This is a genomic window from Pseudomonas alkylphenolica, assembly GCF_000746525.1.
GTDB classification, from domain to species: domain Bacteria; phylum Pseudomonadota; class Gammaproteobacteria; order Pseudomonadales; family Pseudomonadaceae; genus Aquipseudomonas; species Aquipseudomonas alkylphenolica.
In genome coordinates this window covers 606,813-629,162 of record NZ_CP009048.1, presented here as the reverse complement: position 1 = coordinate 629,162, position 22,350 = coordinate 606,813, and the positions used below count along the sequence as shown (strand labels likewise).

Below are 22,350 nucleotides of genomic sequence, written 5' to 3'. Positions count from 1 at the left end.
TTAACCGCGGGTGATGTCCCGGTCTTTGGTTTCCGGCAGCATGAACCACAGCACGATGAAGCAGATCAGCGACACCGCAGCCAGGTAGGCGGCGGGAATGTTCGGGTTGTGGGTGGCCTGGATCAGTGCCACGGCAATGAACGGGCCGGGCCCCGCCAGCAGCGCCAGGGCGACGTTGTGGCCAACTGCCGCACCGGTAGAACGGATCGAGGCCGGGAACACTTCAACCAGCAGCACCACGTCCATCACTGCGGTTATTGCCACCAGCGCCGCCATGATCACCAGCCCCAGCAGGATCGCGGCGAAGCTGCCGGTGTTCATCAGCAGGAACACCGGATACGCCAGCACAGTCAGGCCGGCGGCGGCAGCCAGTACGAAAGGACGACGGCCAAAGCGATCGCTCAGACGACCAACCAGCGGGTTGAACAGGGTGTAGAGCACCAGGGCCAGGCTGCACAGGACCAACGCGGTCGATTTGCTCAGGCCGACGGTCTGGGTCAGGTGGGTGTTGGCGTAGGTGATGAAGTAGTACAGCGACACACCGAACAGCGCGGAAAAGGCGAACGAGACCACGAAGGCCCGTTGCTTGGCCCCACGCGAAACCTGCTCCAGGCCACCGGTGGCGCGCTTGTGCTGCAGCGCCTCGTAGACTGGGGTGTCACCCAGTTTGCGGCGGATGTACATGGCCACACCGGCCATGACGATCGAGGCTACGAACGGTACGCGCCAGCCCCACGCCATGAGGTCTGCGTCAGAGAGGGTCGCGGTGATGATCGCGGCGATGGCCGTACCACACAGGAATGCCGCACCTGCGGTGCCGGTGATGACGCTGGCCGCAGTTGCCCGGCGGTTGGCGGGAGCACTTTCAACGATGTAGATGCCGGCGCTGGACCACTCACCGCCGACCATCATCCCCTGCAGAAAGCGCAGCGCAACCAGCAGGATCGGCGCAGCGATGCCGATGCTCGCGTAGCCGGGCAACAGGCCGATCAGGGTGGTGGCCAGGCCCATGCCGAACACGGTAATGATCAACACCGCGCGACGCCCCAGCTTGTCGCCAATCGGCCCCAACACCACAGCGCCCAAGGGCCGTGACAGGAAGCCCACGGCAAACACCGCCAACGACGACAGCAGCGAAACGCCCGGTGCAGTGGACGGAAAGAACAGCTGTCCGATGACCGCGGCGAAGTAGCCGTAAATGGCAAAGTCGAACCATTCCATGAAGTTGCCAATGCCGACGGCAATGGCCCGTTTGCGCAGCTCTGCTGCGTCGTTTGATGAGACGGTGTGCTCACCCTGTTGCGATTGCACTATTGAATCCTGCATCCCCGGCCACCTGATTATTGTTGTGTTTGCGCAGGGTCGAGATTAAGAATGTCGAGACAAATTAATCAAACGAATACAAGAGATGACCATGATTAGTGTCGCTAATATCAGCAGGGTCGACCTCAACCTGCTCATCGTTTTTCAGTGTCTGATGAACGAGCGCAGCGTGACCCGTGCGGCGGCGCTGCTGCATGTCACGCAAGGCGCGGTCAGCTCTTCGCTCAAGCGCCTGCGCGAACAGTTTCACGACGAGTTGTTCATTCGCACCAGCACCGGCATGGTGCCAACCCGACGGGCGCTGGAGATCGCGCCGAAAGTCACTGAGGCCCTCACCGCTGTGGCCTCCATCGTCGACAAGCGCCCGCAGTTTTCCGCCGAATCATCCACCCGGGTGTTCAATATCGCGCTGTCGGATGACATCGAAAGCTATGTGTCGCCAAGGCTGGTCAACGAAGCAAAAGCACGCGGGCTTTCCGTCAAATTTGCCTTTCACCAGAGCAACAGTTCGCTGTGGAAAACCTCGTTGGCGGACCCGGACATTGATCTGGTCCTGTGCTCGGAGCCCAAGGAACTGACGTCGCATTACAGCTCGCAGGTGCTGTTTTCTTCGTCCTACTCCTGCCTGTACGACGGACCACGGTTGAACCTGAAAAGCCCGCTCACCCGCGATGAATACCTCATGCACGAACATGTGCGGATTTCCTTCGACGGGCGTCGAGGGTTCGTTGACGACCTGCTGGAAAGCGAAGGCGTCGCCCGCCGTGTTGCGGCGTCATTCACCCATTTCAGTGGCGCCCTGGCGACCTTGGTGCATAGCGATGTGATCGCCACCTTGCCCACTTTTGCAGCCCTGTCCTACGCCCGAATCGCGCGTTTGACTGTCAGCCCTGTACCGATTTTCGTCCCGGCCTTTCGCGTGTTCATGGTCTGGGATGTAGAGCACAACGACGATCCGCACAACCGCTGGCTGCGCAGTTTCATTATCGACACTACCCAGGAACTGCAGCACGGCTCACTCACGCCGACCTGAGCGACAGTAACCGGCTACAGACGCCATTACATTGACATCACCGACCTTAACATCGAGACTTTCCGCCTCTTCAAGATGCTCATTGATATGGAATGCACCATGAGAAATCTACTTGTAGCCTCTTTGGCCGCGGTTGTGCTTACCGGCTGTTCTGCCGAAATCGACAACGCAGAAGTCATGACTAGAAACGGCTTGATCTACAAGTACGGCGACACTGATCCTTTCAGTGGCCGAGTCGTTAACACGCCAATTGGCCTGCCAGGCATTTCAGCCCTGTGTAACTCTCAAGTAGAAAAGGGACGCTACAGCGGCAAAAGCGAATGTTTCTATAACTCGCAGAAAGTTTACGAAGTCGAATACGCTGCAGGTATCAAGAACGGTACAGAAACCGTGTTCGACGCCAAAACAGGCGCCAAGGTGTCGGTAAAGAACTGGAAGAGCGGCCGCCTGGACGGGACTGTAGAGGAATACCAGAACGGCGTGCTGACGCATCGAAAAGCGTTCAAGGATGGCAAGCCGGATGGCCAGGAAACCCGCTGGACCGCCGACGGTAGCAAGGTGATCACTGAACTCAGCTGGAGCGAAGGCAAGAAATTCAGTGGCTACGAGACCGACTCAGAGGCAAAGCTGAACTATGCAAACGGCCAGCTTCACGGGCCGCAATCGAAATACGACTACATTGTCGGTAGCCTGAAGCAATTCGTCGCCGCAGAAGAGAACTACAAAGACGGCAAGCTCGATGGCGTACAGAAGCAATATAAAAACATTCTGCACACCGCTATTGTTCAGCAGGAGTCCGAAATCATCTACGCGGACGGTACTGCAGTCTCCGGGTGGATCCGGCAGTTCAGCACCCCGGATGGCAAGGTGCTGCAGGAAATCAAGCTCGTGCAGACCGAGCAAGCTGAGGACGAGGACTTCTTCAGCGGTTACCCCGGCAACCTCGTACCCGACGGCGTCATCCAGTCGTACAACCCGCAAACCGGCCAGCTCGAAGGCCAAGAGCGCTGGGTTAACGGTGTAAAGGAAACACAATCATCCCTGCTTTCCACGGTTGCAGCGGTTTCTGCCGAGACCTGTCAGGACGCCTGGATGACCGAGTACCGCAAAGAGGTCGGCGAAGAAGCGATGATCACCAGCGACCAGATTGGCGAATGGGAACAATGGTGTGCTGAAGGCAAGTTGCCTTAAGGCAGGTGTTCAGCGAGGGCGGCTCAAGGGCCGCCCTCATTGCTTGCTGGCTTCTCCCCCACATGCTCAGCCTTTGACGCACACCACCTGCCGCAAGGTATGCACCACCTCCACCAGCTCCCGCTGCGCCTGCATCACTGCATCGATGTCTTTGTAGGCCATGGGAATCTCATCGATCACGTCTTTGTCTTTGCGGCATTCGACATGCGCGGTGGCGCGCACCTGATCTTCCAGGGTGAACTGCTTTTTCGCCCGGGTGCGGCTCATGGTCCGCCCGGCGCCGTGGCTGCAGGAGCAGAACGACTCTTCATTGCCCAGGCCACGGACGATGAAACTCTTCGCGCCCATGGAACCGGGGATGATGCCCAGCTGGCCTTTCTGCGCCGATACCGCGCCCTTGCGGGTTACCAGGATGTCCTGGCCGAAGTGGTGTTCGCGCTGTACATAATTGTGGTGGCAGTTGACCGCCTCCAGGTTGGCTTCGAAGGGTTTGCCAAGTACCTGGCGGGCCGCAGCGATCACCGCGTGCATCATCAAGGCACGGTTCTGCCGGGCAAAATCCTGGGCCCATTCGACCGCTTCGACGTAGTCGTTGAAGTGGCGGCTGCCTTCTTTGAAATAGGCCAGATCCTTGTCCGGCAGGTTGGCGATGTGCTGACGCATGTCGGCCTGGGCCAGTTCGATGAACAGGTTGCCAATGGCGTTGCCGACGCCACGCGAACCACTGTGCAGCATGAACCAGACGCGGTCGCTTTCATCCAGGCAGACTTCGATGAAATGGTTGCCCCCACCGAGGGTGCCCAGGTGCTGGCGGTTATTGGTCTTTTCCAGTTGCGGGTACTTGCCGGTGATGGCCTTGAACCGACCGGCCAGGTCCTTCCAGGCATGATCGGCCTGGGCCGGAACCTTGTCCCAGGCACCCTGGTCGTGACGACCGAAAGTCTTGCCATGGGGCACCGCCTGTTCGATAGCGCTGCGCAGCCGGTGCAAGTTGTCGGGCAGGTCCGCGGCAACCAGCGAGGTGCACGCAGCGATCATGCCGCAGCCGATATCCACGCCGACCGCCGCCGGGATAATCGCGCCCAAGGTCGGGATCACACTGCCGATGGTCGAGCCTTTGCCCAGGTGCACATCCGGCATGACTGCCAGGTGTTTGAAGATGAACGGCATCTTCGCCGTGTTGATCAACTGCTGACGGGCTTCGTCTTCCACCGGCACGCCCTGGGTCCAGAGTTTGATCGGTTTGCCGCCGGCCACTTCAAGCAGGTTCATGTCACACCTCTGGATTGACGCACATGTATTTACAACCAGAAACACAATGCGTTCAGGAAAATTTACAGTACACCAGACAGCGACTAAGGTGTATTCAGAGGACCGAATCGCGACTGGCAGGACGCCAGTCGGCACATGCTGAGCAGGTGCCACCGGGCATCTGGATTGGCCTCTTTTCGAGGGCCGGGGAGACAACTCCATGGGGCGCCGCAAGCCAACCCGGAGTTGTCCCCGCCTCTCCTTTTCCCGCCCTTATTTCAACTTCAGCTGCGTGCGCAAATAGTCGTGCAGAGCGGCCGCGCTCTTGCGGTAGCCATCGGCTGTCAGGTGCACCAGATCGCCACGCGCCAGGCCTTGCGCCTGCCAGGCAGCAATCGAACACTGACCGCCCATGTACGCCTGCCAGTCCCAGAACAGCGCATTGGCCTGCCGGGCGGCCTGACGCTGGATACGGATGACCGCAGCCAGCTGCTGCGGCTGACGCGCTGCACAGCTACGCGCCTTGCGCTGCTTGATCGAGTCAGGCGGGCCGACGATCAACACTACCGCCCGCGGCAGGTCGCGACGCAGGCGTTCAAGGGTCTGCTTGAGTTGGGTCTGGTACAGGTTGAGGTCAAGCGTGTCGTCGAACGCCTCGTTGGTGCCGTAGGCAAGGATCACCAGGTCCGGGCGCAGCGACTTGAGGGTGTCCTGCCAACCGGGTTGCCATTTGTCTGTTACCTCAAGCCGCGCACCGTTGATGCCCAACGCCGAGTAGATCACCCCGGCATTCTTCTGCCCCTGCAGGTACCAGCCCCCCAGTACGGTGCCGGGGCGACTGTCGAGGGTCAGATCCAGCGGCAGGCCGAGATTGTTCACCACCGGGCCGAAGCGCCATTGCCCACCCGTGGCTGCCAGCAACCGGCGGTTCTGGCCACGGGAGTCACGCAACAACAGAGAAGTACTTTCCTGCGCCTGGTACAAGGCTGACACCCGATAGCGCTGGGAATTCGGCTCACGTGCCTCGATGCGCACACTGGGCTTTGCCGCCAGGGGTACCGACAGATAGCCGCCAAGGGGGAACTGCGCGCTCTGCTGGTTACGTGCCGACACCAGTTCCCACTGGCGCTTGGCGGCCTTGAGGATGACCTGCTCATAACGCGTGCCGGGTACTGGCGTAGCAGCAACCAGGCCGATACCGCCATCGCCGTACTGCGCTTGCAGCAAGCGGCGCATCTCGCCGCTGAACAGGTCGGCGGCGGTATGCGAATCACCAAACTGAACGACCGTGACCGGTGCACGGTTGGCATTCTTGAATTTGCCGGCCAGCACCGCCAGGTTGCCATTGCTCTGGTTGAGCGCGGGCTTGGCCGGCGCAGTCACCGGCCTAGCCGTGGTATCGACCGCCGCCACCGGGCTACAGCCCGGTAGCGCACAGATCAGTAGAGCCAGCCCGAGAATGTTGTGCAGTCGACGCATCAGTGTCCCGTTACAGTGAGGCCTGGGAATGCGATCTTCGACAATATCTGTTCGGCGATCAGCTTTTGCCCGGTGATAGTGAAATGAATGCCGTCATCGACCCGGGTCTTGACCCGTTTGCCCTGGCTGTCCTGCAAGGTATAGGAGAATTCGTCATCCTTGTAACCCAGCACCGGATTGACCGAGAGGTAGTGTTGCTGGTGCAGCCCGACCTGTTCCTGATACAGGCCGCTGAGGTAGGCCATGGCACTCGACAGCCGCGGCTTTTGCATGTTCGGCGGGCCGACCCAGATCACCTGTACCTGATGCTCGCGGGCCTGTTCGAGAATCGCATCGATGCGCTGGCGGTAGGCACTCTCCCAGTCCGGCGACTTGAAGCGCAGGAATGGCTTGCCCTTGCCCTGGGGCATGTCCCAGGGATCGTTGGGGCCGAGGAAGATCACCATCAGGCGAATATTCGGTGAGCTCTGCAGGGTCTGCGCCACCGTTCGCGGCCAGTTGAAAAACCCCGGATAGGCCAGCCCGGTACTCTGCCGGCTGAGGTTGACGCTTTTGATCTGGTAGCGCTTGCGAAGGGTGTTGGCCAGGTGCGGCGCGACGCCTTGCATCAATGAGTCGCCCACCAGAAACACCTCGTCACCCGCCGCCAGGGAGACCACGGTGGCCGACGGCGACGGGCTTGGCGCAACGGCTGCGGCTGGCTTGACCGGTGCCACAACCGTCGCCGGAGCAGCCACCTTGACCGCCAGCGCTTTGCTCGCCACAGCGTGTGGTGCAGTATGGGCTGCCTCCAGATTCACCGGAACCACGGGAATGGGCGCAGGCAGCTCGACGGTTTCGACCTTTGCTATCGCTGTGCGGCTCTGCGCCAGGCTGTCGACAAAGCTGTCACGGGCCGCACCCAGGGCCTGGGTCAGATTGCCCCCCAAGCGCCAGGCCGGGCTTTGCCCAAGCACCGGCAGCTCGCAGCTCTGATGGTATTTCTGCTGGCAGTAGAGGCTGATCGAATCCTGGTTCAGCCAGAACAGCAGCGCAGTGGCCAGGGCAATCGCGTAGAAGGCTTTCGCCGCATCCACTTGCACGCGCAGCAGTTGAGCGGAATTAGAAGCTTGCATAAATGAACCCCGGCACGCCCGACTGCGAAGCAAAGATCACCAACGACACAAACACCCCGAGCGGAATCGGATAGAACTGCCAGGGCAAGCGGGTTGTGGCGGTAAACAACTGCCGTAGCAGTGCAAGCAACTGCGGATACACCGCGACGTACAGCACACTGGCCAGCAACAGCAGGCCGGTCGCCGAGAACAGCCCGTCGAGGCTCAAACCGCCGATGCCGGCGAGCATGTCGATGGCTTCATCGAGGCTCGCGCAGCGGAAAAAGATCCAGGCAAAGGCCACGTAGTGGAAGGTCAGCAGACGCGCCGCCAACCCCGCCCCGGGCCAGCGCATGGGTTGCGGCAGGATGTAGGTCGAAGCCTTGTACAAGGCCAGGCCGATGCCGTGCAGTGCGCCCCAGATAATGAAATTGAGACTCGCGCCATGCCACAAACCGGAAATCAGCATGGCCAGCAGCATGTTCAGGTTGCCGCGCCATACACCCCGGCGATTGCCGCCGAGCGGGATGTACACGTAGTCACGGATGAACAGCGACAGGCTGATGTGCCAACGGCCCCAGAATTCCTTGAGGTTATGCGCGGCATAAGGCGCATCGAAGTTGTCGGGCAGACGGAATCCCAGCAACAGGGCAATGCCGGTCACCAGGTTGGTATAGCCGCTGAAGTTGAAATAGATCAGGAAGCTGTAGCCATAGACGCTCAGCAGGATCTGTTCCGGCGAGTAACCGCCCGGCGTTTCGAACACCGGATCGACCCATTCGCTGGCCAGCCAGGCGCTGCAGAAGAACAGCTTGACCACCGCCAGCGCGATCAGGCCCAGGGCCCGCTGAGGCTCTAGCACCTGGCGAATGGTCTGCGGACGGATCTGCGGCAACATATGCGCGGCGCGGTTGACGGGGCCTGCGATCAGGCTGGGGAAGAATGCCAGGTACAGGGCCAGGTCCATCGGACTCGCTGACGGCATCTCGCGCCGGTTGATCGACACCAGGTAGCTGACCGAATGAAAGGTGTAAAACGACAAGCCGATCGGCAGCAGCACTTCCAGCACCGGCAGCGACACATCAATACCGGCACTGGCCAGCGCGCCCTGCACGCCCGCAACAAAGAACTCCTGATACTTGAACAGGTAGAAGCAGCTCACTACCAGCAGCAACACCAGCAGGTAACTGAAGCGCCGCCCCGGATAGCGTTCAGCGAGCCGGCCGAGCAGGTACACCAGGGCGCTGTAGCCGAGCAGAACGTACAGGGAGTTGAGGCTGAAACTGGCCACCAGGGCATAACTGGCCGCCAGCAGAAGCACGTTCTGCAGGCGAACGCTCCAGCACAAGCTCCAGTAAATGACGAAAAACAGGATGAAACTGAGGCCGAACTCGATCGAAAGGAAGCTCACAACGTAGTCCATTACGTGACGTCAGATAAAGGAAGCTGCACCTGCGCGAACCCGCGAGATAAAGCGGCCGCGATTATGGCAGAGAGCTGCAAGCAGCCACAATGAAAGCCTTGCAGGAAAATCAAGCGTTAGCCGTCGGTCTTTATGCAACAGAATGCGACGAAAGATCCGCCCTATCGATTTGCTCCCCCCGCCCCGCTCTGCTAGTGTCGCGCCGTTTATACCGCCACCGAGACAGCCGCCATGGCCCGAAAAAAAGCCTCCATCGATTTCGAGCAATCCCTCGCCGACCTGCAAACCCTGGTCGAACGCCTGGAGAACGGTGAGCTGTCGCTGGAAGACTCGCTGACCGCGTTCGAACAAGGCATCAGCCTGACCCGCGACTGCCAGGCCGCGCTGGTCCAGGCCGAGCAGAAGGTCCAGGTGTTGCTGGAGCGCGATGGCGAACTGAAGGCCGAACCTTTCGACGCGGAACAGGCAGAATGATTGCCCACTATCAGGCCAGCTGTCAGGCCCGGGTCGATGCGGCCCTCGAGCAGTTGTTTGTCGCCCCTTCGGTAGAACTCACCCGCCTCTACGCCGCCATGCGCTACAGCGTGATGAACGGCGGCAAGCGCGTGCGCCCGTTGCTCGCCTATGCCGCCTGCGAAGCCCTCGGCGCTGCCCCCGAGCAGGCCAATGGTGCCGCCTGCGCCGTCGAGCTGATCCATGCCTATTCACTGGTGCACGACGACCTGCCGGCCATGGACGATGACGACCTGCGCCGTGGTCAGCCGACCACCCACAAAGCCTTTGACGAAGCCTGCGCGATCCTCGCTGGCGATGGCTTGCAGAGCCTGGCATTCAACGCCCTGCTCGATCCGCGGCTGAGCCCGCAGGCGGACAGTATTCGCCTGGCCATGGTCCAGACCCTGGCCCTGGCCGCGGGCCCGGCCGGTATGGTCGGTGGCCAGGCCATCGACCTCGGTTCGGTGGGCCTCAAGCTTGATCAGACCGCGCTTGAATTCATGCACCGGCACAAGACCGGCGCCCTGATCGAAGCCAGCGTGCGCCTCGGCGCCCTGGCCAGTGCGCGTGCCGATCAAGCGCAGCTCAATGCCCTGCAGATCTACGCCCGGGCCATCGGCCTGGCGTTTCAGGTGCAGGACGATATTCTCGACGTCGAGAGCGACACCGAAACCCTCGGCAAACGCCAGGGTGCCGATATCGCCCGCGACAAACCGACCTACCCGGCCCTGCTCGGGCTGCAAGCCGCCAAGGCCTATGCCCTGGAACTGCGCGACCAGGCGCTGGAGGCCCTGCGGCCATTCGACGCAGCGGCTGAGCCGTTGCGCGAGTTGGCACGGTATATCGTTGAGCGCCGTAATTAAACGCTGATCGCATCGCGGGGCAAGCCCGCTCCCACAGACATTACTGTAGGAGCGGGCTTGCCCCGCGATCAGCCCAAATGGGCAGCCAATACCGCAATAAGGTAAACTGCCGCCACTTCATATCTATAACGATTCGCCTGATGCCCACGACGTTTCAAGAGATCCCCCGCGAACGCCCGGTCACGCCGCTGCTCGACCGTGCCGATACGCCTGCCGGCCTGCGCCGGCTGGCTGAAGCCGACCTGGAGAACCTGGCTGACGAACTGCGCCAGGAGCTGCTCTATACCGTTGGTCAGACCGGCGGGCATTTCGGTGCCGGCCTGGGCGTCATCGAGCTGACGATTGCCCTGCACTACGTTTTCGACACCCCGGACGACCGGCTGGTGTGGGACGTGGGTCACCAGGCCTATCCGCACAAGATCCTCACCGGTCGCCGACAGCGCATGCACACCCTGCGCCAGAAGGACGGCCTGGCCGCCTTCCCGCGTCGCGCCGAGAGCGAGTACGACACCTTTGGCGTCGGTCACTCCAGCACCTCGATCAGCGCAGCGCTGGGCATGGCCATCGCCGCCCGCCTGCAGAACGATCCGCGCAAGTCCATCGCCGTGATCGGTGACGGCGCGCTGACTGCCGGCATGGCCTTCGAGGCGTTGAACCACGCCCAGGAAGTCGATGCCGACATGCTGGTGATCCTCAACGACAACGACATGTCGATCTCGCGCAATGTCGGCGGCCTGTCCAACTACCTGGCCAAGATTCTCTCCAGCCGCACCTATTCGAGCATGCGCGAGGGCAGCAAGAAGGTCCTCTCGCGCCTGCCTGGTGCCTGGGAAATCGCCCGCCGCACCGAAGAGTACGCCAAGGGCATGCTGGTGCCCGGCACCCTGTTCGAAGAGCTGGGCTGGAACTACATCGGGCCAATCGACGGTCACGACCTGCCAACCCTGATCACCACCCTGCGTAACATGCGCGACCTCAAAGGCCCGCAGTTCCTGCACGTAGTGACGAAAAAGGGCAAAGGCTTCGCCCCGGCGGAAGTCGACCCGATCGGTTACCACGCCATCACCAAGCTTGAGCCCGTCGATGCACCGGCTGCCGCGCCGAAAAAGGCTAGCGGTCCGAAGTACTCGGCAGTGTTCGGCCAGTGGCTGTGCGACATGGCCGCGGCTGACGAACGCCTGGTCGGCATCACCCCGGCGATGAAAGAAGGCTCTGATCTGGTGGCGTTCAGCGAGCGCTATCCGCAGCGTTACTTCGACGTGGCGATTGCCGAACAGCATGCCGTGACCCTCGCGGCCGGTATGGCCTGCGAAGGCGCCAAGCCGGTGGTGGCGATCTACTCGACGTTCCTGCAGCGCGCCTACGATCAGCTGATCCACGACGTTGCCGTGCAGAACCTCGACGTGCTGTTTGCCATCGACCGTGCCGGCCTGGTCGGCGAAGACGGCCCGACTCACGCCGGTAGCTTCGACCTGTCGTTCCTGCGCTGCATCCCCGGCATGCTGGTGATGACCCCGAGCGACGAGAACGAGCTGCGCAAGATGCTCAGCACCGGTCACCTGTACAACGGTCCGGCAGCGGTGCGCTACCCGCGCGGCAGCGGCCCGAACGCGACCATCGAGAACAACCTCGAGCCGCTGGAAATCGGCAAGGGCGTAGTTCGCCGCCAGGGTAGCAAAGTCGCCCTGCTGGTGTTTGGCGTGCAGCTGACAGAAGCGTTGAAGGTGGCTGAAAATCTTGATGCCACCGTCGTCGACATGCGCTTCGTCAAACCGCTGGATGAAGCACTGGTACGCGAAATGGCGGCCAGCCACGAGCTGCTGGTGACCATCGAAGAGAACGCCATCATGGGTGGCGCGGGTGCTGCGGTCAGCGAGTTCCTCGCCCGCGAAGCACTGCTCAAGCCGGTACTGCACCTGGGCCTGCCTGACGTCTATGTCGAGCATGCCAAACCTGCGCAGATGCTCGCCGAGTGCGGGCTGGATGTTGCCGGTATCGAGGCTTCGGTGCGTCAGCGCCTGCAACTGCTCGGCCTTTAGGGCCTCATCGCGGGGCAAGCCCGCTCCCACAGAGTTCAACCCTGTGGGAGCGGGCTTGCCCCGCGATAGCAATGGAACTGCCATGAAGCTCTCCCCCCTTACCCCGCTCCTGCTCTGCCTGCCCACCGCCCTCCTCGCCGATCCCATCGACCGCGACAGCGCCCTGAAGCTGCCCGACACCCTGATCAGCGCTAACCGCCAGGTCGAGGACCGCACGCAATCCAGTGCCGCCAATACGGTGTTTACCCGTAACGACATCGATCGCCTGCAGCCTACCAGCGTCACCGACCTGCTGACCCGCGTACCGGGCGTACAGGTCGCACGTACCGGCGGACGTGGCAGCGTGCCCGGCATCTACATCCGCGGCAGCAAGACCGCACAAAGCCTGGTGCTGGTAGACGGCGTGCGCATTGCCAACGCCACTTCCGGTGACAGCGGTCTGCAGTTTTTGAATATCGACCAGATCGAGCGGGTGGAAGTACTGCGCGGTTCACGTTCGGCGGTCTACGGCAGCGACGCTATTGGCGGTGTCATCCAGATTTTCACCCGCCGCAGCGCCCAAGAGGGTCTGCAGCCACGCCTGCGCCTGGCCGCAGGCAGCAATCAGACCTGGCAACGCAGCCTTGGCCTTTCTGGTGGCGACCAGGATACCCGCTTCAATCTCGGTGCCAGCCTCGATGAAAGCGCCGGCATTGACTGGAGCCACACCTCCTACCCAAGCGATGGCGACCATGACGCCTATCGCAACAAGTCGTTCAACCTGAGCCTGAGCCACAACTTCAGTGACGAAGTAGAGGCCGGCCTCAACCTGCTCGACAGCCGCGGCCGTAGCGAGTACGACAACCCGTACGGTCGCTTCGACATGGACACCTTCCAGAGTTTCGGCCAAGCCCCCTACACCGACTACACCGTCAGTAGCCTGGGCACCTACCTGGGCGCACAACTCAACGAGCACTGGTATTCGCGTCTCGAAGTCGGCCATAGCGAAAACCGCGACAAGAAGCGCGACAAACTCAGCAGCGACGGCAGCGAGTTCAACACCTATCGCGATTCAGCCAGCTGGCAGAACGACCTGACGCTCGATGAGCAGAACAGCTTGATGCTCGGCGCCGACTGGTACCAGGACCGTGTTCACGGCAGCACCGATTTCGACGAGGATAGCCGCTGGAACCGCGCAGCCTTTATCCAGCACCGCTTCAAGGGGGAGTGGTTTTCCACCGAACTGGGCTTGCGTCGCGACCAGAACCAGCAATTCGGTGGGCAAAATACCTGGAGCGGCAGCCTGACCCTGCCGGTCAACCCGGATAACGACCTGCTGCTGTCCTACAGCGAAGGCTTCCGCGCCCCGACGTTCAACGACCTGTATTACCCGCAGTACAGCAACCCGAACCTCAAGCCTGAGCGTTCGAAAAGCTACGAACTGCAGTGGCGAAGCCAGCTCGGTGCAGACAGTCGCCTGGAAACCTCGATTTACCGTACGGACCTGCGCGATGCGATCATCTTTGGTGAAGGTTCGATCCCGCGCAACGTGGCCTCAGCCCGAATCAACGGCTTTGAAGCGGCCCTGCACCAACAATGGTTCGGCTGGCAGAGCAACCTCGGCCTGGCGCTGATTGACCCTCGCGATCGCGACAGCGGTCATACCCTGGCCCGCCGCGCTCGCCGCACCCTGAGCCTGGACCTTGATCGGCAGTTCGATCAACTGGGGCTGGGCGCTAGCTGGCAGGCGGTGAGCAGCAGTTACGACGATGAGGCCAACAGCAATAGCCTGGGCGGCTACGGCCTTCTCGGTCTACGCAGCAGCTGGACATTGAATCCTGAAATCAAGCTGGACCTGAAGGTCGACAACCTGCTGGACAAGGCCTATTCCCGCGCTCTGTATACCTACGAAGGTAGCCAGTACGGTTACCGCGAAGAAGGCCGCACCTGGCTGCTCGGTATCACCTGGACACCGGCGCTTTAACGTCGAGCACCTGACACAACCGCGCCGTCGCTTCGATCATCTGCCCGCTGGGCCGTTCCAGGCCCTTGTCCGGCACCAGCAGCAAACGCCCATGGCGCACGGCATCGACCTGCGGCCAGGCCTTCCAGGCGTCGAGCTGGGCCTGGTCGCTGGCGAGGATCACCTGGGGATCGCGCAACAGCACCGACTCCAGATTCACCTGTGGCGCAGGCACCTTGAGCTCGGCGAACACATTACGCGCGCCGCACACCGCCAGGGCATCACTGACGATCTGCCCGCCACCGACGGTGTACAAAGGTTTGTCCCACACCTGGTAGAACACCCTTAGCGGCTGTTGACGATGATACTGCGCACGGAGCTTGTAAAATTGCTCACGCAGCTGCTGCGCACGCGCTCGCCCTTGCTCCGCGCGCCCCATTTGCACACCGATGGCCTCAATCTGTTCGATCAGCTCATCAATGCCATGGGGGTCGGCGGTGTAGGTGGCGATACCCAGACGCGTGAGCTGGTCACGCTGGGCCGCCGGAACGCTGCCCGGCCAGAGCAGTAACAGATCAGGCTTGAGACTGAGCAGCCGCTCCATGTCGATCTGGCCGTAGCGCCCGACCGAAGGCACCTGGGCCAAGGCCGCGGGCCGCTCGCCACCGTCGAGCATGCCCACCAGCAAATCAGTGGCATGCAGTTCAACAACGATTTCCGTCAGCGAGGGGGCCAGGCTGACCACCCGCGAAGCAGCTGCCAGTGGCGCGGCCAGTGCCAGCAACACCAGCAGCAGAACGCCACGCATCAGCCGAGCTGACGCGGGATACGGTAGAGATAGAGCAGTACCAGACTGGAGATCGCCAGGAGGATCTGCGGCACTGTTTCCAGGCCAACGAACACCGACAACGCCGAGATCCATGCCGGCAGGCAGGCGAACAGCATGCCCAGGCGCCGTACACGCGCCAGTTCGGTCCAGGCGGCAGGTTCGGCGTCGCTGTCGAGGGCTTTCTGGGTAGCGATCAGTGCCCGTTTGTAGGCACCAAAGCGTGGCAGGCTGAGGAACATCGAGGCCACACCGGCAATGAACACCGGCATGGCCAGGACTGCAATCAATGCCTGCAGGTCACCAAAGGCCCAGGCAAATACCAGCAACGGCGCCAGCGCCAGCGCCAGGTATTGCCACCAGGCGAGTTCGAGGCGACGGCGAACCTGGGCGCGGGTCACGCCCGACCGGCCTCGCCTTGGTGCTCGTTGCCCATCATGTGGCCGAGCTTGCCAGCCTTGGTGGCCAGGTAGTGTTTGTTGTGCGGGTTATGACCGGTGTGCAGCGGCACACGCTCGGCGACCGGGATGCCCATGCCGGTCAGTGCCTTGACCTTGCGCGGGTTGTTGGTCATCAATCGCAGCGACTTGACCCCCAGGTGCTCAAGCATCGGCTGGCACATGCCATAGTCACGCTGATCGGCGGCAAAGCCCAGGCGCTCGTTGGCCTCGACCGTGTCGGCACCACCGTCCTGCAGCTCGTAAGCACGGATCTTGTTCAGCAGGCCAATGCCACGGCCTTCCTGGCGCAGGTACAGCAGTACGCCACGGCCTTCGCGGGCGATCGCCTGCAGGGCAGCCTCAAGCTGCGAACCGCAGTCGCAACGCTGGCTGAACAAAGCATCGCCGGTCAGGCATTCGGAATGCAGGCGTCCGAGCACCGGTTGCCCATCGGCGATATCACCCAGGCTGAGCACAACGTGCTCGCGGCCCGTGGCTTCATCGAGAAAACCATGCATGGTGAAAATCGCAAACGGGGTAGGCAGCTTGGAAGCGGCAACAAAGACGACGGGCACTTTGTGCTCCTGATTTGAAAGCTTGAAGAATAAAGTGAGCCGATTGTACCAGCATGTGCACGGGCTGCTCAGGTCGAATCTTTGCTCAAACCCATCGATAGATACGATTTGGCCTACTCCAGGCGCGCCTTCTCGTCGAACGGATAGGGCTGAGACCAATGGCTGAAGATTTCACGCAACTCGCCATTGGCGACCAGTTTGTCCATTCGCTGGTCAAACAGTTCCTTGAGCGCCCGGGCCTCATCAGTTTTGCCAAAGGCCAGATACAGCGGCAGTTCGGCAATGTGCGTGCTGCGAAACCTGCGCCGCTCACCCGCTGCAGCCTGGCCTAGAACGTAGTCAACTTCAGTCTGCGCATCGATGTAGAAATCCACACGCCCGCGTTCGAGCATTGGCAAGATCCCTTCGCGACGCTGCACTTCCCGGTACTCGCCGACATTGGGCAGGTAGTCCTGATAGTCATAGCCGCGCACCCAGGAAAGCTTGAACTGCCCCAGGTTCTCCGGGGTCGGCACAGGCTTGCTGGTAAGGCTCAGGGCGTAGATATGGTCGGTGTCGAAATTCCACCGTGGGTAGAGATTGTCGGTGCTTTCTTCGTGATAGGAACCGACCCAGGCATCGGCTTCGCCGCGTTTGACCAGGCCAATTGCCCGGCTGTACGGCACGCTGAGCACCTCTACCTTGACACCGGCAGGCTCGAACACCTTGCGCAGGATATCCCAGGCAATACCCGTACCGTCAGCGTTGGTGTAATCCTCCCAACGCTCACTGGCCAACCGTACTTGCTTGGGCACTTCGATGGTCTCGCTGGCGTGAACACTGCTGGCGACCAGCGCCAGGATCAACAGGACTACTCGCCATCCACGCATTGCACCACTCCCTTAAGTGACACTCCATACAAGCACCTGCATACCCAACCAAGCGAAGACGCCCGCCAGCACATCGTCAAGCATGATACCGACACCGCCGTGCACATGGCGGTCAACCCAGCGAATTGGCCAGGGTTTAAGGATGTCGAAAAAGCGGAACATCAGAAAGCCCGCCAACAGCCATTGCCAGCCTTCGGGGACCAACCACAGGGTGATCCACATGCCGACCATCTCGTCCCAGACAATGCCTTCATGGTCATGAACACGCAAGTCATCGGCAACCTTGCCACACAGCCAGAAGCCAAACAGCATGGTCAGGCCGAGCATCAGCCAATAGCCCCAGTCGGGCAACATCTGCCACAACGGGATAAACGGCAAAGCTACCAGCGAGCCCCAGGTTCCCGGCGCTTTGGGCAAAGTCCCGGAGCCGAAGCCGAATGCGAGAAAGTGCCACGGATTACGCCAGACCGACGGCGGAACGTTCTCCGCAGGCACCTGATTGGGGTGATCGGTCACGGTTGCTCCCTAAAATGTTGATAGCCCCGGGTTGTCGGGGTGATGTTCTGTCCCTGGCCGTCCACCAGGCTGACGCCAGCGCCAGCGCCTGCACGCCCCACCACATGAATCGGCCAACCCGCAGCCCGCAGTGGTTCCAGCTCGGCTTCAGGCAGGGTGAACGCCAGTACATAGTCGTCGCCGCCGGCCAGTGCGGCTTGTTGAGCGCCTGCGTGACCGAAGAACGCTTGCAGCGCAGCCGACAACGGCAGCCGATCCAGCTCGACCTGCAGCGACACTTGCGAAGCCTTGGCGATATGCCCGCAGTCGGCCAACAAGCCATCGGAGATATCCAGCGCCGCAGTCGCCTTGCCGCGCAGCGCCTGCCCCAGGGCAAATTGCGGCTGCGGCGACCAGTAATGGGCGAGCAACGGATCGGCCACAGCGGGGTCGGCCTGGCGCTGGTCGAGGACCAAAGGCAAGGCGCCGGCGGCATTGCCCAGCTCGCCGCCAACACACAGCAGGTCGCCGGCGCGCGCGCCACTGCGGGTCAAGGCCTGGCCTGCCGGCACACGACCGAATACGGTCATGGTCAGGCTCAACGGGCCACGGGTGGTGTCGCCACCGATCAGGCTCAGCCTGCAAGCTTGAGCCATCTGGTTCAGTCCACGGGCATAAGCCTGCAGCCAGTCGGCACGCACCTCAGGCAAGGTCAGGGCAAGGGTAAAGCCGATGGGTGTGGCGCCCATGGCAGCCAGGTCACTGGCGGCAACAGCCAGCGAACGCTGACCGAGCAGAAAAGGGTCGCAGACAGCCGGGAAATGCACCCCGGCCACTAGCGTGTCGGTGGAGATCGCCAGTTGCTCGCCAGGCGGCAGGCTGAGCAAGGCACAATCATCGCCAATGCCCAGCGCAACCGCTTCGCCGCCTTGCGCGCAGGGCGCAGCGGCGAAGTAATGGCGAATCAGCTCGAACTCACCCATTGGTAATCAGCGCCGCAATCAGCGCTTGAACGCCTTTACTTCGGCTTCACGCAGCCGCGGAGCCAGTTTGTCGAGCACACCGTTGACGAACTTGTGTCCGTCAGTGGCACCGAACACCTTGGCCAGTTCGACGCCTTCGTTGATGACGACGCGGTACGGTACATCAGCGCGCATCATGAACTCCCAGGTAGACAGGCGCAGTACCGCCAGTTCAACTGGATCGAGTTCTTCAAGGGCCAGGTCCAGGCACGGCTTCAGTGCTTCGTCGATCTCGACTTTCTTCGCCGGAACCCCGTGGAGGATTTCGCGGAAGTAGGCACCGTCGACATCGGTGAAATCGTTATCGACCCGGAACTGCGCTTCGATCTCGTTCAGCGATTGCCGGGCCATGTGCCATTGATACAGTGCCTGAGTCGCGAGCTGACGGGCTTCGCGACGCTTGGCGCTTTTCGATGGTTTGCCAGCATCCGCAGGTTTTGGATCGCGCGGGTTGAAACGATCGCTTTCGTCGCTAATCACTTGGCCTCCAACTGCGCCAGCAGGCTGACCATTTCCAGAGCGGACAGGGCAGCTTCGGCACCCTTGTTGCCGGCTTTGGTGCCGGAACGCTCAATGGCCTGTTCGATCGAATCGACAGTCAGGACACCGAAGGCAACCGGTACGCCGAACTCCATGGACACCTGGGCCAGGCCCTTGGTGCATTCGCCCGCAACGTATTCGAAGTGCGGGGTACCGCCACGGATCACCGCGCCCAGGGCGATGATTGCGGCGTATTCGCTTTGCTGGGCGACTTTCTGTGCTACCAGCGGGATTTCAAAGGCACCCGGGGCACGGATGATGGTGATGTCGCTTTCGCTCACGCCATGGCGAACCAGGGCATCAACAGCACCGCTTACCAGGCTTTCGACGACGAAGCTGTTAAAGCGGCCAACCACCAAAGCATAGCGACCTTTGGGGGCAATGAAGGTACCTTCGATGGTCTTCAGGGTCATTGCGAGTTCTCATCTTAAAGAGCCAGGCCGCAAATGGCGGCCTGTGAGGGTTTGGGACACGAATGGCAGCGCGACAAACCGCCTGCTTTATTCGGAGGGCACGTATTCTACAACTTCCAGATCGAATCCGGATATCGCATTGAACTTCATTGGCGAACTCATCAGGCGCATTTTACGTACGCCCAGGTCGCGCAGGATCTGCGAACCGGCACCGACGGTGCTGTAAGTGGTCGGGGTTTTCGCCGGCGCGGCATCGGCGCTTTCGCGGATATGCGCCAGCAGCACGTCGCCTTCCAGCGGGTGACCGAGCAGCAGCACGACACCGCTGCCGGCTTCGGCAACCGCGCTCATGGCGGCGCGCAGGCTCCAGCGGCCCGGTTGCTTGACCATCAGCAGGTCGCGCAGCGGGTCCATGTTGTGCACGCGCACCAGGGTCGGTTCTTCGGCGCAGATGTTGCCCAGGGTCAGGGCCATGTGCACGTCGCCTTCGACCGAATCGCGGTAGGTCACCAGGTTGAAACTGCCCAGTTCGCTGTCCAGCGGCTGCTCGGAAATCCGCTGAATGGTACGTTCGTGGATCATCCGGTAGTGGATCAGGTCGGCGATGGTGCCGATCTTGATGCCATGCTCGGCGGCGAAGACTTCCAGTTCCGGACGACGCGACATGGTGCCGTCGTCATTCATCACTTCGCAGATCACCCCGCTCGGCTCGAAACCGGCCATGCGCGCCAGGTCGCAGGCAGCTTCGGTGTGGCCGGCACGGGCCAGGGTGCCGCCAGGCTGGGCCATCAGCGGGAAGATGTGGCCGGGGCTGACGATGTCTTCGGCCTTGGCATCACGGGCGGCGGCCGCTTGCACGGTGCGCGCGCGGTCCGCAGCGGAGATACCGGTGGTCACCCCTTCGGCGGCTTCGATCGAAACGGTGAACTTGGTGCCGAAGCCCGAACCGTTACGCGGCGCCATCAGTGGCAGCTTGAGCGTTTCGCAGCGCTCGCGCGACATCGGCATGCAGATCAGGCCACGGGCGTGCTTGGCCATGAAATTGATGTGTTCGGCCTTGCAGCACTCGGCGGCCATGATCAGGTCGCCTTCGTTCTCGCGGTCTTCGTCATCCATGAGAATGACCATTTTGCCCTGGCGGATGTCTTCAACCAGTTCTTCGATGCTGTTGAGCGCCACGCGGCACCCCCTTTCAAATCAGGATTTCAGGTAGCCGTTGGCGGCCAGGAAACTTTCGGTAATGCCGCTGCCGGTGCTCGGCTCGGCGGCTTTGTCACCCAGCAGCAAACGCTCCAGGTAACGGGCCAGCAGGTCGACCTCAAGGTTGACCCGACGACCTGGGCGGTAGTCGGCCATGATGGTTTCGGCCAGGGTATGCGGGACGATGGTCAGTTCGAACTCGGCGCCATCGACGACGTTCACGGTCAGGCTGGTGCCATCGACGGTGATCGAGCCCTTGTGGGCAATGTACTTGGCCAGCTCCTTGGGTGCACGAATGCGGAACTGGATGGCGCGGGCGTTATCGCTGCGCGACACCACTTCGCCGACACCGTCGACGTGGCCGCTGACCAGATGGCCGCCCAGGCGGGTGGTCGGGGTCAGGGCTTTTTCCAGGTTGACCCGGCTGCCGCTTTTCAGCTCGTTGAAGGCGGTGCAGTCGAGGGTTTCACGGCTGACGTCAGCCCAGAAGCCATCGCCAGGCAGCTCGACCGCAGTCAGGCACACACCATTGACGGCGATGCTGTCGCCGAGTTTGACGTCGCCCAGGTCGAGCTTGCCGGTTTCGACATAGACCCGCACGTCGCCGCCTTTGGGCGTCAGCGAGCGGATGCTGCCGATGGATTCGATGATGCCAGTAAACATGAGTCCTCCTCGAGAACAGGGCTGCGCGTGGCTAGCCTGGAATTATACGCCGGACGCCGGCACAGGGATGGCAGTGACTCGCCAGTCATCGCCTACCGCGCGCATTTCAGTTATTTTCAGTTGCACCGCTTCATTCATGTGGTTCAGCGGCCAGTCCAGCAACGGACGGGCACTGGAACCGAGGAACTTGCCGGCAACAAAGATCTGGTACTCATCGATCAGGCCAAGCTGGGCAAAGGCCCCGACCAGACCGGCACCGGCCTCGAGCAGCACTTCGCTGGTTCCACGCTGCGCCAGCTCACGCATCAGCGCAGACAGGTCGACCCGGCCGCCCTCGCCCGCCAGGCTCAGCAGCTCATGGCCGGCTTCGGCGTAACGCGGGTCGTCGCTGGCGGCAGTGACCACCAGCGCCGGGCCGGCCTGGAAGAACGGCGCATCCAGCGGCAGGCGCAAGCGGCCATCGACCAGCACCCGCAGGGGCGGACGCGCCAGGGCCAGGGCTGTGGTTTGCGGATCGAGGCCCAGCTCGTCAGCGCGCACCGTCATCCGCGCCTTGTCGGCCAGGACGCTTTCGGCACTGCTCAGCACCACGCTGGAGCGTGCACGCAGACGCTGTACCGCTGAGCGCGCGGCGGGCCCGGTGATCCACTGGCTTTCACCGTTGGCCATGGCCGTGCGGCCATCCAGGCTCATTGCCAGCTTGGCCCGCACGAAGGGCAGACCGCATTCCATGCGCTTGAGGAAGCCCGGGTTGAGCGCGCGCGCCTCCGCTTCGAGTACGCCACTGGCGACTTCGATACCGACTTCGGCCAGACGCTTGAGGCCTTGACCTGCGACTTGCGGGTTAGGGTCCTGCATGGCGGCGACCACCCGCGCCACGCCAGCCTTGACCAGCGCCTCGGCACACGGCGGCGTGCGCCCGTGGTGGCTGCACGGTTCAAGGGTGACGTAGGCACAGGCGCCACGGGCCAGCTCGCCGGCCTGACGCAGCGCATGCACTTCGGCGTGCGGCTCACCGGCACGCACATGCCAGCCTTCGCCGACGATCTGGCCGTCGCGAACAATCACACAACCGACGCGCGGATTCGGGTGGGTCGAATACAAGCCCTTGCGGGCCAGTTCCAAGGCCCGGGCCATGTAATGGGCGTCGAGTACCGCGCGTTCGTTGGACATG

General features: G+C 62.0%; 22 protein-coding genes. 6 read left to right on the top strand and 16 right to left on the bottom strand.

The genetic code is table 11. The annotated features are described in order from the left end of the window. Complete coding sequence (locus PSAKL28_RS02940; protein WP_257011846.1) at positions 1 to 1,311, bottom strand: MFS transporter; 1,311 nt, start codon at positions 1,309 to 1,311, stop codon at positions 1 to 3. Positions 1,312 to 1,414: 103 nt separating this feature from the next. Between PSAKL28_RS02940 and PSAKL28_RS02935 the strand changes: the two genes are divergently transcribed. Further along, positions 1,415 to 2,356, top strand: a complete 942-nt coding sequence (locus PSAKL28_RS02935) for a LysR family transcriptional regulator (protein WP_257011845.1) — start codon at positions 1,415 to 1,417, stop codon at positions 2,354 to 2,356. A 99-nt stretch (positions 2,357 to 2,455) separates the two neighbouring features. Beyond that, positions 2,456 to 3,547: a toxin-antitoxin system YwqK family antitoxin gene (locus PSAKL28_RS02930; RefSeq protein ID WP_157686995.1), complete on the top strand. Its 1,092-nt coding sequence runs from the start codon at positions 2,456 to 2,458 to the stop codon at positions 3,545 to 3,547. A 66-nt stretch (positions 3,548 to 3,613) separates the two neighbouring features. On the opposite strand, the gene PSAKL28_RS02925 is transcribed toward PSAKL28_RS02930, so the two are convergent. The 4 genes from PSAKL28_RS02925 to PSAKL28_RS02910 all read right to left on the bottom strand — a co-directional run bounded on the left by PSAKL28_RS02925 (position 3,614) and on the right by PSAKL28_RS02910 (position 8,782). Then, positions 3,614 to 4,819 carry an RtcB family protein gene (locus PSAKL28_RS02925; RefSeq protein ID WP_038606304.1) on the bottom strand — a complete coding sequence of 402 codons (1,206 nt, stop codon included), beginning with the start codon at positions 4,817 to 4,819 and terminating at the stop codon, positions 3,614 to 3,616. 252 nt (positions 4,820 to 5,071) lie between these two features. Next, entirely contained in the window at positions 5,072 to 6,277 is a 1,206-nt protein-coding gene (locus tag PSAKL28_RS02920; protein WP_038606301.1) for an SGNH/GDSL hydrolase family protein, read from the bottom strand. After that, entirely contained in the window at positions 6,277 to 7,392 is a 1,116-nt protein-coding gene (locus PSAKL28_RS02915) for an SGNH/GDSL hydrolase family protein (RefSeq protein WP_038606299.1), read from the bottom strand. Before PSAKL28_RS02915 ends, PSAKL28_RS02920 begins: the two co-directional genes overlap by 1 nt. Next, positions 7,379 to 8,782 (bottom strand): MBOAT family O-acyltransferase, encoded by a 1,404-nt coding sequence (locus tag PSAKL28_RS02910; RefSeq protein ID WP_038616197.1) that lies wholly within the window; start codon positions 8,780 to 8,782, stop codon positions 7,379 to 7,381. The genes PSAKL28_RS02915 and PSAKL28_RS02910 overlap by 14 nt, the downstream gene beginning before the upstream one ends. A 243-nt stretch (positions 8,783 to 9,025) precedes the next feature. Between PSAKL28_RS02910 and PSAKL28_RS02905 the strand changes: the two genes are divergently transcribed. The 4 genes from PSAKL28_RS02905 (at position 9,026) to PSAKL28_RS02890 (ending at position 14,154) form a co-directional block, all read left to right on the top strand. Next, entirely contained in the window at positions 9,026 to 9,268 is a 243-nt protein-coding gene (locus PSAKL28_RS02905) for an exodeoxyribonuclease VII small subunit (protein WP_038606297.1), read from the top strand. Then, positions 9,265 to 10,152, top strand: a complete 888-nt coding sequence (locus PSAKL28_RS02900; protein WP_038606294.1) for a polyprenyl synthetase family protein — start codon at positions 9,265 to 9,267, stop codon at positions 10,150 to 10,152. The genes PSAKL28_RS02905 and PSAKL28_RS02900 overlap by 4 nt, the downstream gene beginning before the upstream one ends. Positions 10,153 to 10,292: 140 nt before the next feature. After that, positions 10,293 to 12,191, top strand: coding sequence for a 1-deoxy-D-xylulose-5-phosphate synthase (gene dxs / locus PSAKL28_RS02895; protein WP_038606291.1), 1,899 nt, complete (start codon positions 10,293 to 10,295; stop codon positions 12,189 to 12,191). An 82-nt stretch (positions 12,192 to 12,273) separates the two neighbouring features. Next, on the top strand, positions 12,274 to 14,154 hold the full coding sequence (locus PSAKL28_RS02890; protein WP_038606288.1) for a TonB-dependent receptor domain-containing protein: 1,881 nt from the start codon (positions 12,274 to 12,276) through the stop codon (positions 14,152 to 14,154). On the opposite strand, the gene PSAKL28_RS02885 is transcribed toward PSAKL28_RS02890, so the two are convergent. The 11 genes from PSAKL28_RS02885 to ribD all read right to left on the bottom strand — a co-directional run bounded on the left by PSAKL28_RS02885 (position 14,132) and on the right by ribD (position 22,349). Then, positions 14,132 to 14,941 (bottom strand): cobalamin-binding protein, encoded by an 810-nt coding sequence (locus tag PSAKL28_RS02885; protein WP_038606285.1) that lies wholly within the window; start codon positions 14,939 to 14,941, stop codon positions 14,132 to 14,134. The genes PSAKL28_RS02890 and PSAKL28_RS02885 overlap by 23 nt on opposite strands. Next, entirely contained in the window at positions 14,941 to 15,360 is a 420-nt protein-coding gene (locus PSAKL28_RS02880; protein ID WP_038606283.1) for a hypothetical protein, read from the bottom strand. The genes PSAKL28_RS02885 and PSAKL28_RS02880 overlap by 1 nt, the downstream gene beginning before the upstream one ends. Continuing rightward, positions 15,357 to 15,974: a GTP cyclohydrolase II gene (ribA, locus tag PSAKL28_RS02875; protein WP_038606280.1), complete on the bottom strand. Its 618-nt coding sequence runs from the start codon at positions 15,972 to 15,974 to the stop codon at positions 15,357 to 15,359. The genes PSAKL28_RS02880 and ribA overlap by 4 nt, the downstream gene beginning before the upstream one ends. Before the next feature lie 113 nt (positions 15,975 to 16,087). After that, entirely contained in the window at positions 16,088 to 16,843 is a 756-nt protein-coding gene (locus tag PSAKL28_RS02870; protein ID WP_038606277.1) for a substrate-binding periplasmic protein, read from the bottom strand. Between the two features lie 12 nt (positions 16,844 to 16,855). Further along, positions 16,856 to 17,359, bottom strand: a complete 504-nt coding sequence (locus PSAKL28_RS02865) for a phosphatidylglycerophosphatase A family protein (RefSeq protein WP_038606274.1) — start codon at positions 17,357 to 17,359, stop codon at positions 16,856 to 16,858. Further along, a complete protein-coding gene (gene thiL, locus PSAKL28_RS02860; protein ID WP_038606272.1) occupies positions 17,356 to 18,321 on the bottom strand; it encodes a thiamine-phosphate kinase in 966 nt (321 codons plus the stop codon). Before thiL ends, PSAKL28_RS02865 begins: the two co-directional genes overlap by 4 nt. Positions 18,322 to 18,339: 18 nt before the next feature. Next, positions 18,340 to 18,840 (bottom strand): transcription antitermination factor NusB, encoded by a 501-nt coding sequence (gene nusB / locus PSAKL28_RS02855; protein WP_038606270.1) that lies wholly within the window; start codon positions 18,838 to 18,840, stop codon positions 18,340 to 18,342. Beyond that, positions 18,837 to 19,313 carry a 6,7-dimethyl-8-ribityllumazine synthase gene (gene ribH / locus PSAKL28_RS02850; protein WP_028944446.1) on the bottom strand — a complete coding sequence of 159 codons (477 nt, stop codon included), beginning with the start codon at positions 19,311 to 19,313 and terminating at the stop codon, positions 18,837 to 18,839. Before ribH ends, nusB begins: the two co-directional genes overlap by 4 nt. An 87-nt stretch (positions 19,314 to 19,400) precedes the next feature. Beyond that, complete coding sequence (gene ribBA / locus PSAKL28_RS02845) at positions 19,401 to 20,492, bottom strand: bifunctional 3,4-dihydroxy-2-butanone-4-phosphate synthase/GTP cyclohydrolase II (protein ID WP_038606268.1); 1,092 nt, start codon at positions 20,490 to 20,492, stop codon at positions 19,401 to 19,403. A gap of 18 nt (positions 20,493 to 20,510) precedes the next feature. After that, a complete protein-coding gene (locus PSAKL28_RS02840) occupies positions 20,511 to 21,176 on the bottom strand; it encodes a riboflavin synthase (protein ID WP_038606266.1) in 666 nt (221 codons plus the stop codon). Positions 21,177 to 21,218: 42 nt separating this feature from the next. Further along, positions 21,219 to 22,349, bottom strand: a complete 1,131-nt coding sequence (gene ribD / locus PSAKL28_RS02835) for a bifunctional diaminohydroxyphosphoribosylaminopyrimidine deaminase/5-amino-6-(5-phosphoribosylamino)uracil reductase RibD (protein ID WP_038606263.1) — start codon at positions 22,347 to 22,349, stop codon at positions 21,219 to 21,221. Position 22,350 lies beyond the last annotated feature (1 nt).

Coding starts and splice junctions, on each gene's coding strand:
- PSAKL28_RS02935 (WP_257011845.1), top strand. CDS start 1,415: ATGATTAGTGTCGCTAATATCAGCAGGGTCGACCTCAACCTGCTCATC.
- PSAKL28_RS02930 (WP_157686995.1), top strand. CDS start 2,456: ATGAGAAATCTACTTGTAGCCTCTTTGGCCGCGGTTGTGCTTACCGGC.
- PSAKL28_RS02925 (WP_038606304.1), bottom strand. CDS start 4,819: ATGAACCTGCTTGAAGTGGCCGGCGGCAAACCGATCAAACTCTGGACC.
- PSAKL28_RS02920 (WP_038606301.1), bottom strand. CDS start 6,277: ATGCGTCGACTGCACAACATTCTCGGGCTGGCTCTACTGATCTGTGCG.
- PSAKL28_RS02915 (WP_038606299.1), bottom strand. CDS start 7,392: ATGCAAGCTTCTAATTCCGCTCAACTGCTGCGCGTGCAAGTGGATGCG.
- PSAKL28_RS02905 (WP_038606297.1), top strand. CDS start 9,026: ATGGCCCGAAAAAAAGCCTCCATCGATTTCGAGCAATCCCTCGCCGAC.
- PSAKL28_RS02900 (WP_038606294.1), top strand. CDS start 9,265: ATGATTGCCCACTATCAGGCCAGCTGTCAGGCCCGGGTCGATGCGGCC.
- dxs (WP_038606291.1), top strand. CDS start 10,293: ATGCCCACGACGTTTCAAGAGATCCCCCGCGAACGCCCGGTCACGCCG.
- PSAKL28_RS02890 (WP_038606288.1), top strand. CDS start 12,274: ATGAAGCTCTCCCCCCTTACCCCGCTCCTGCTCTGCCTGCCCACCGCC.
- PSAKL28_RS02885 (WP_038606285.1), bottom strand. CDS start 14,941: ATGCGTGGCGTTCTGCTGCTGGTGTTGCTGGCACTGGCCGCGCCACTG.
- PSAKL28_RS02870 (WP_038606277.1), bottom strand. CDS start 16,843: ATGCGTGGATGGCGAGTAGTCCTGTTGATCCTGGCGCTGGTCGCCAGC.
- thiL (WP_038606272.1), bottom strand. CDS start 18,321: ATGGGTGAGTTCGAGCTGATTCGCCATTACTTCGCCGCTGCGCCCTGC.
- ribH (WP_028944446.1), bottom strand. CDS start 19,313: ATGACCCTGAAGACCATCGAAGGTACCTTCATTGCCCCCAAAGGTCGC.
- PSAKL28_RS02840 (WP_038606266.1), bottom strand. CDS start 21,176: ATGTTTACTGGCATCATCGAATCCATCGGCAGCATCCGCTCGCTGACG.
- ribD (WP_038606263.1), bottom strand. CDS start 22,349: ATGTCCAACGAACGCGCGGTACTCGACGCCCATTACATGGCCCGGGCC.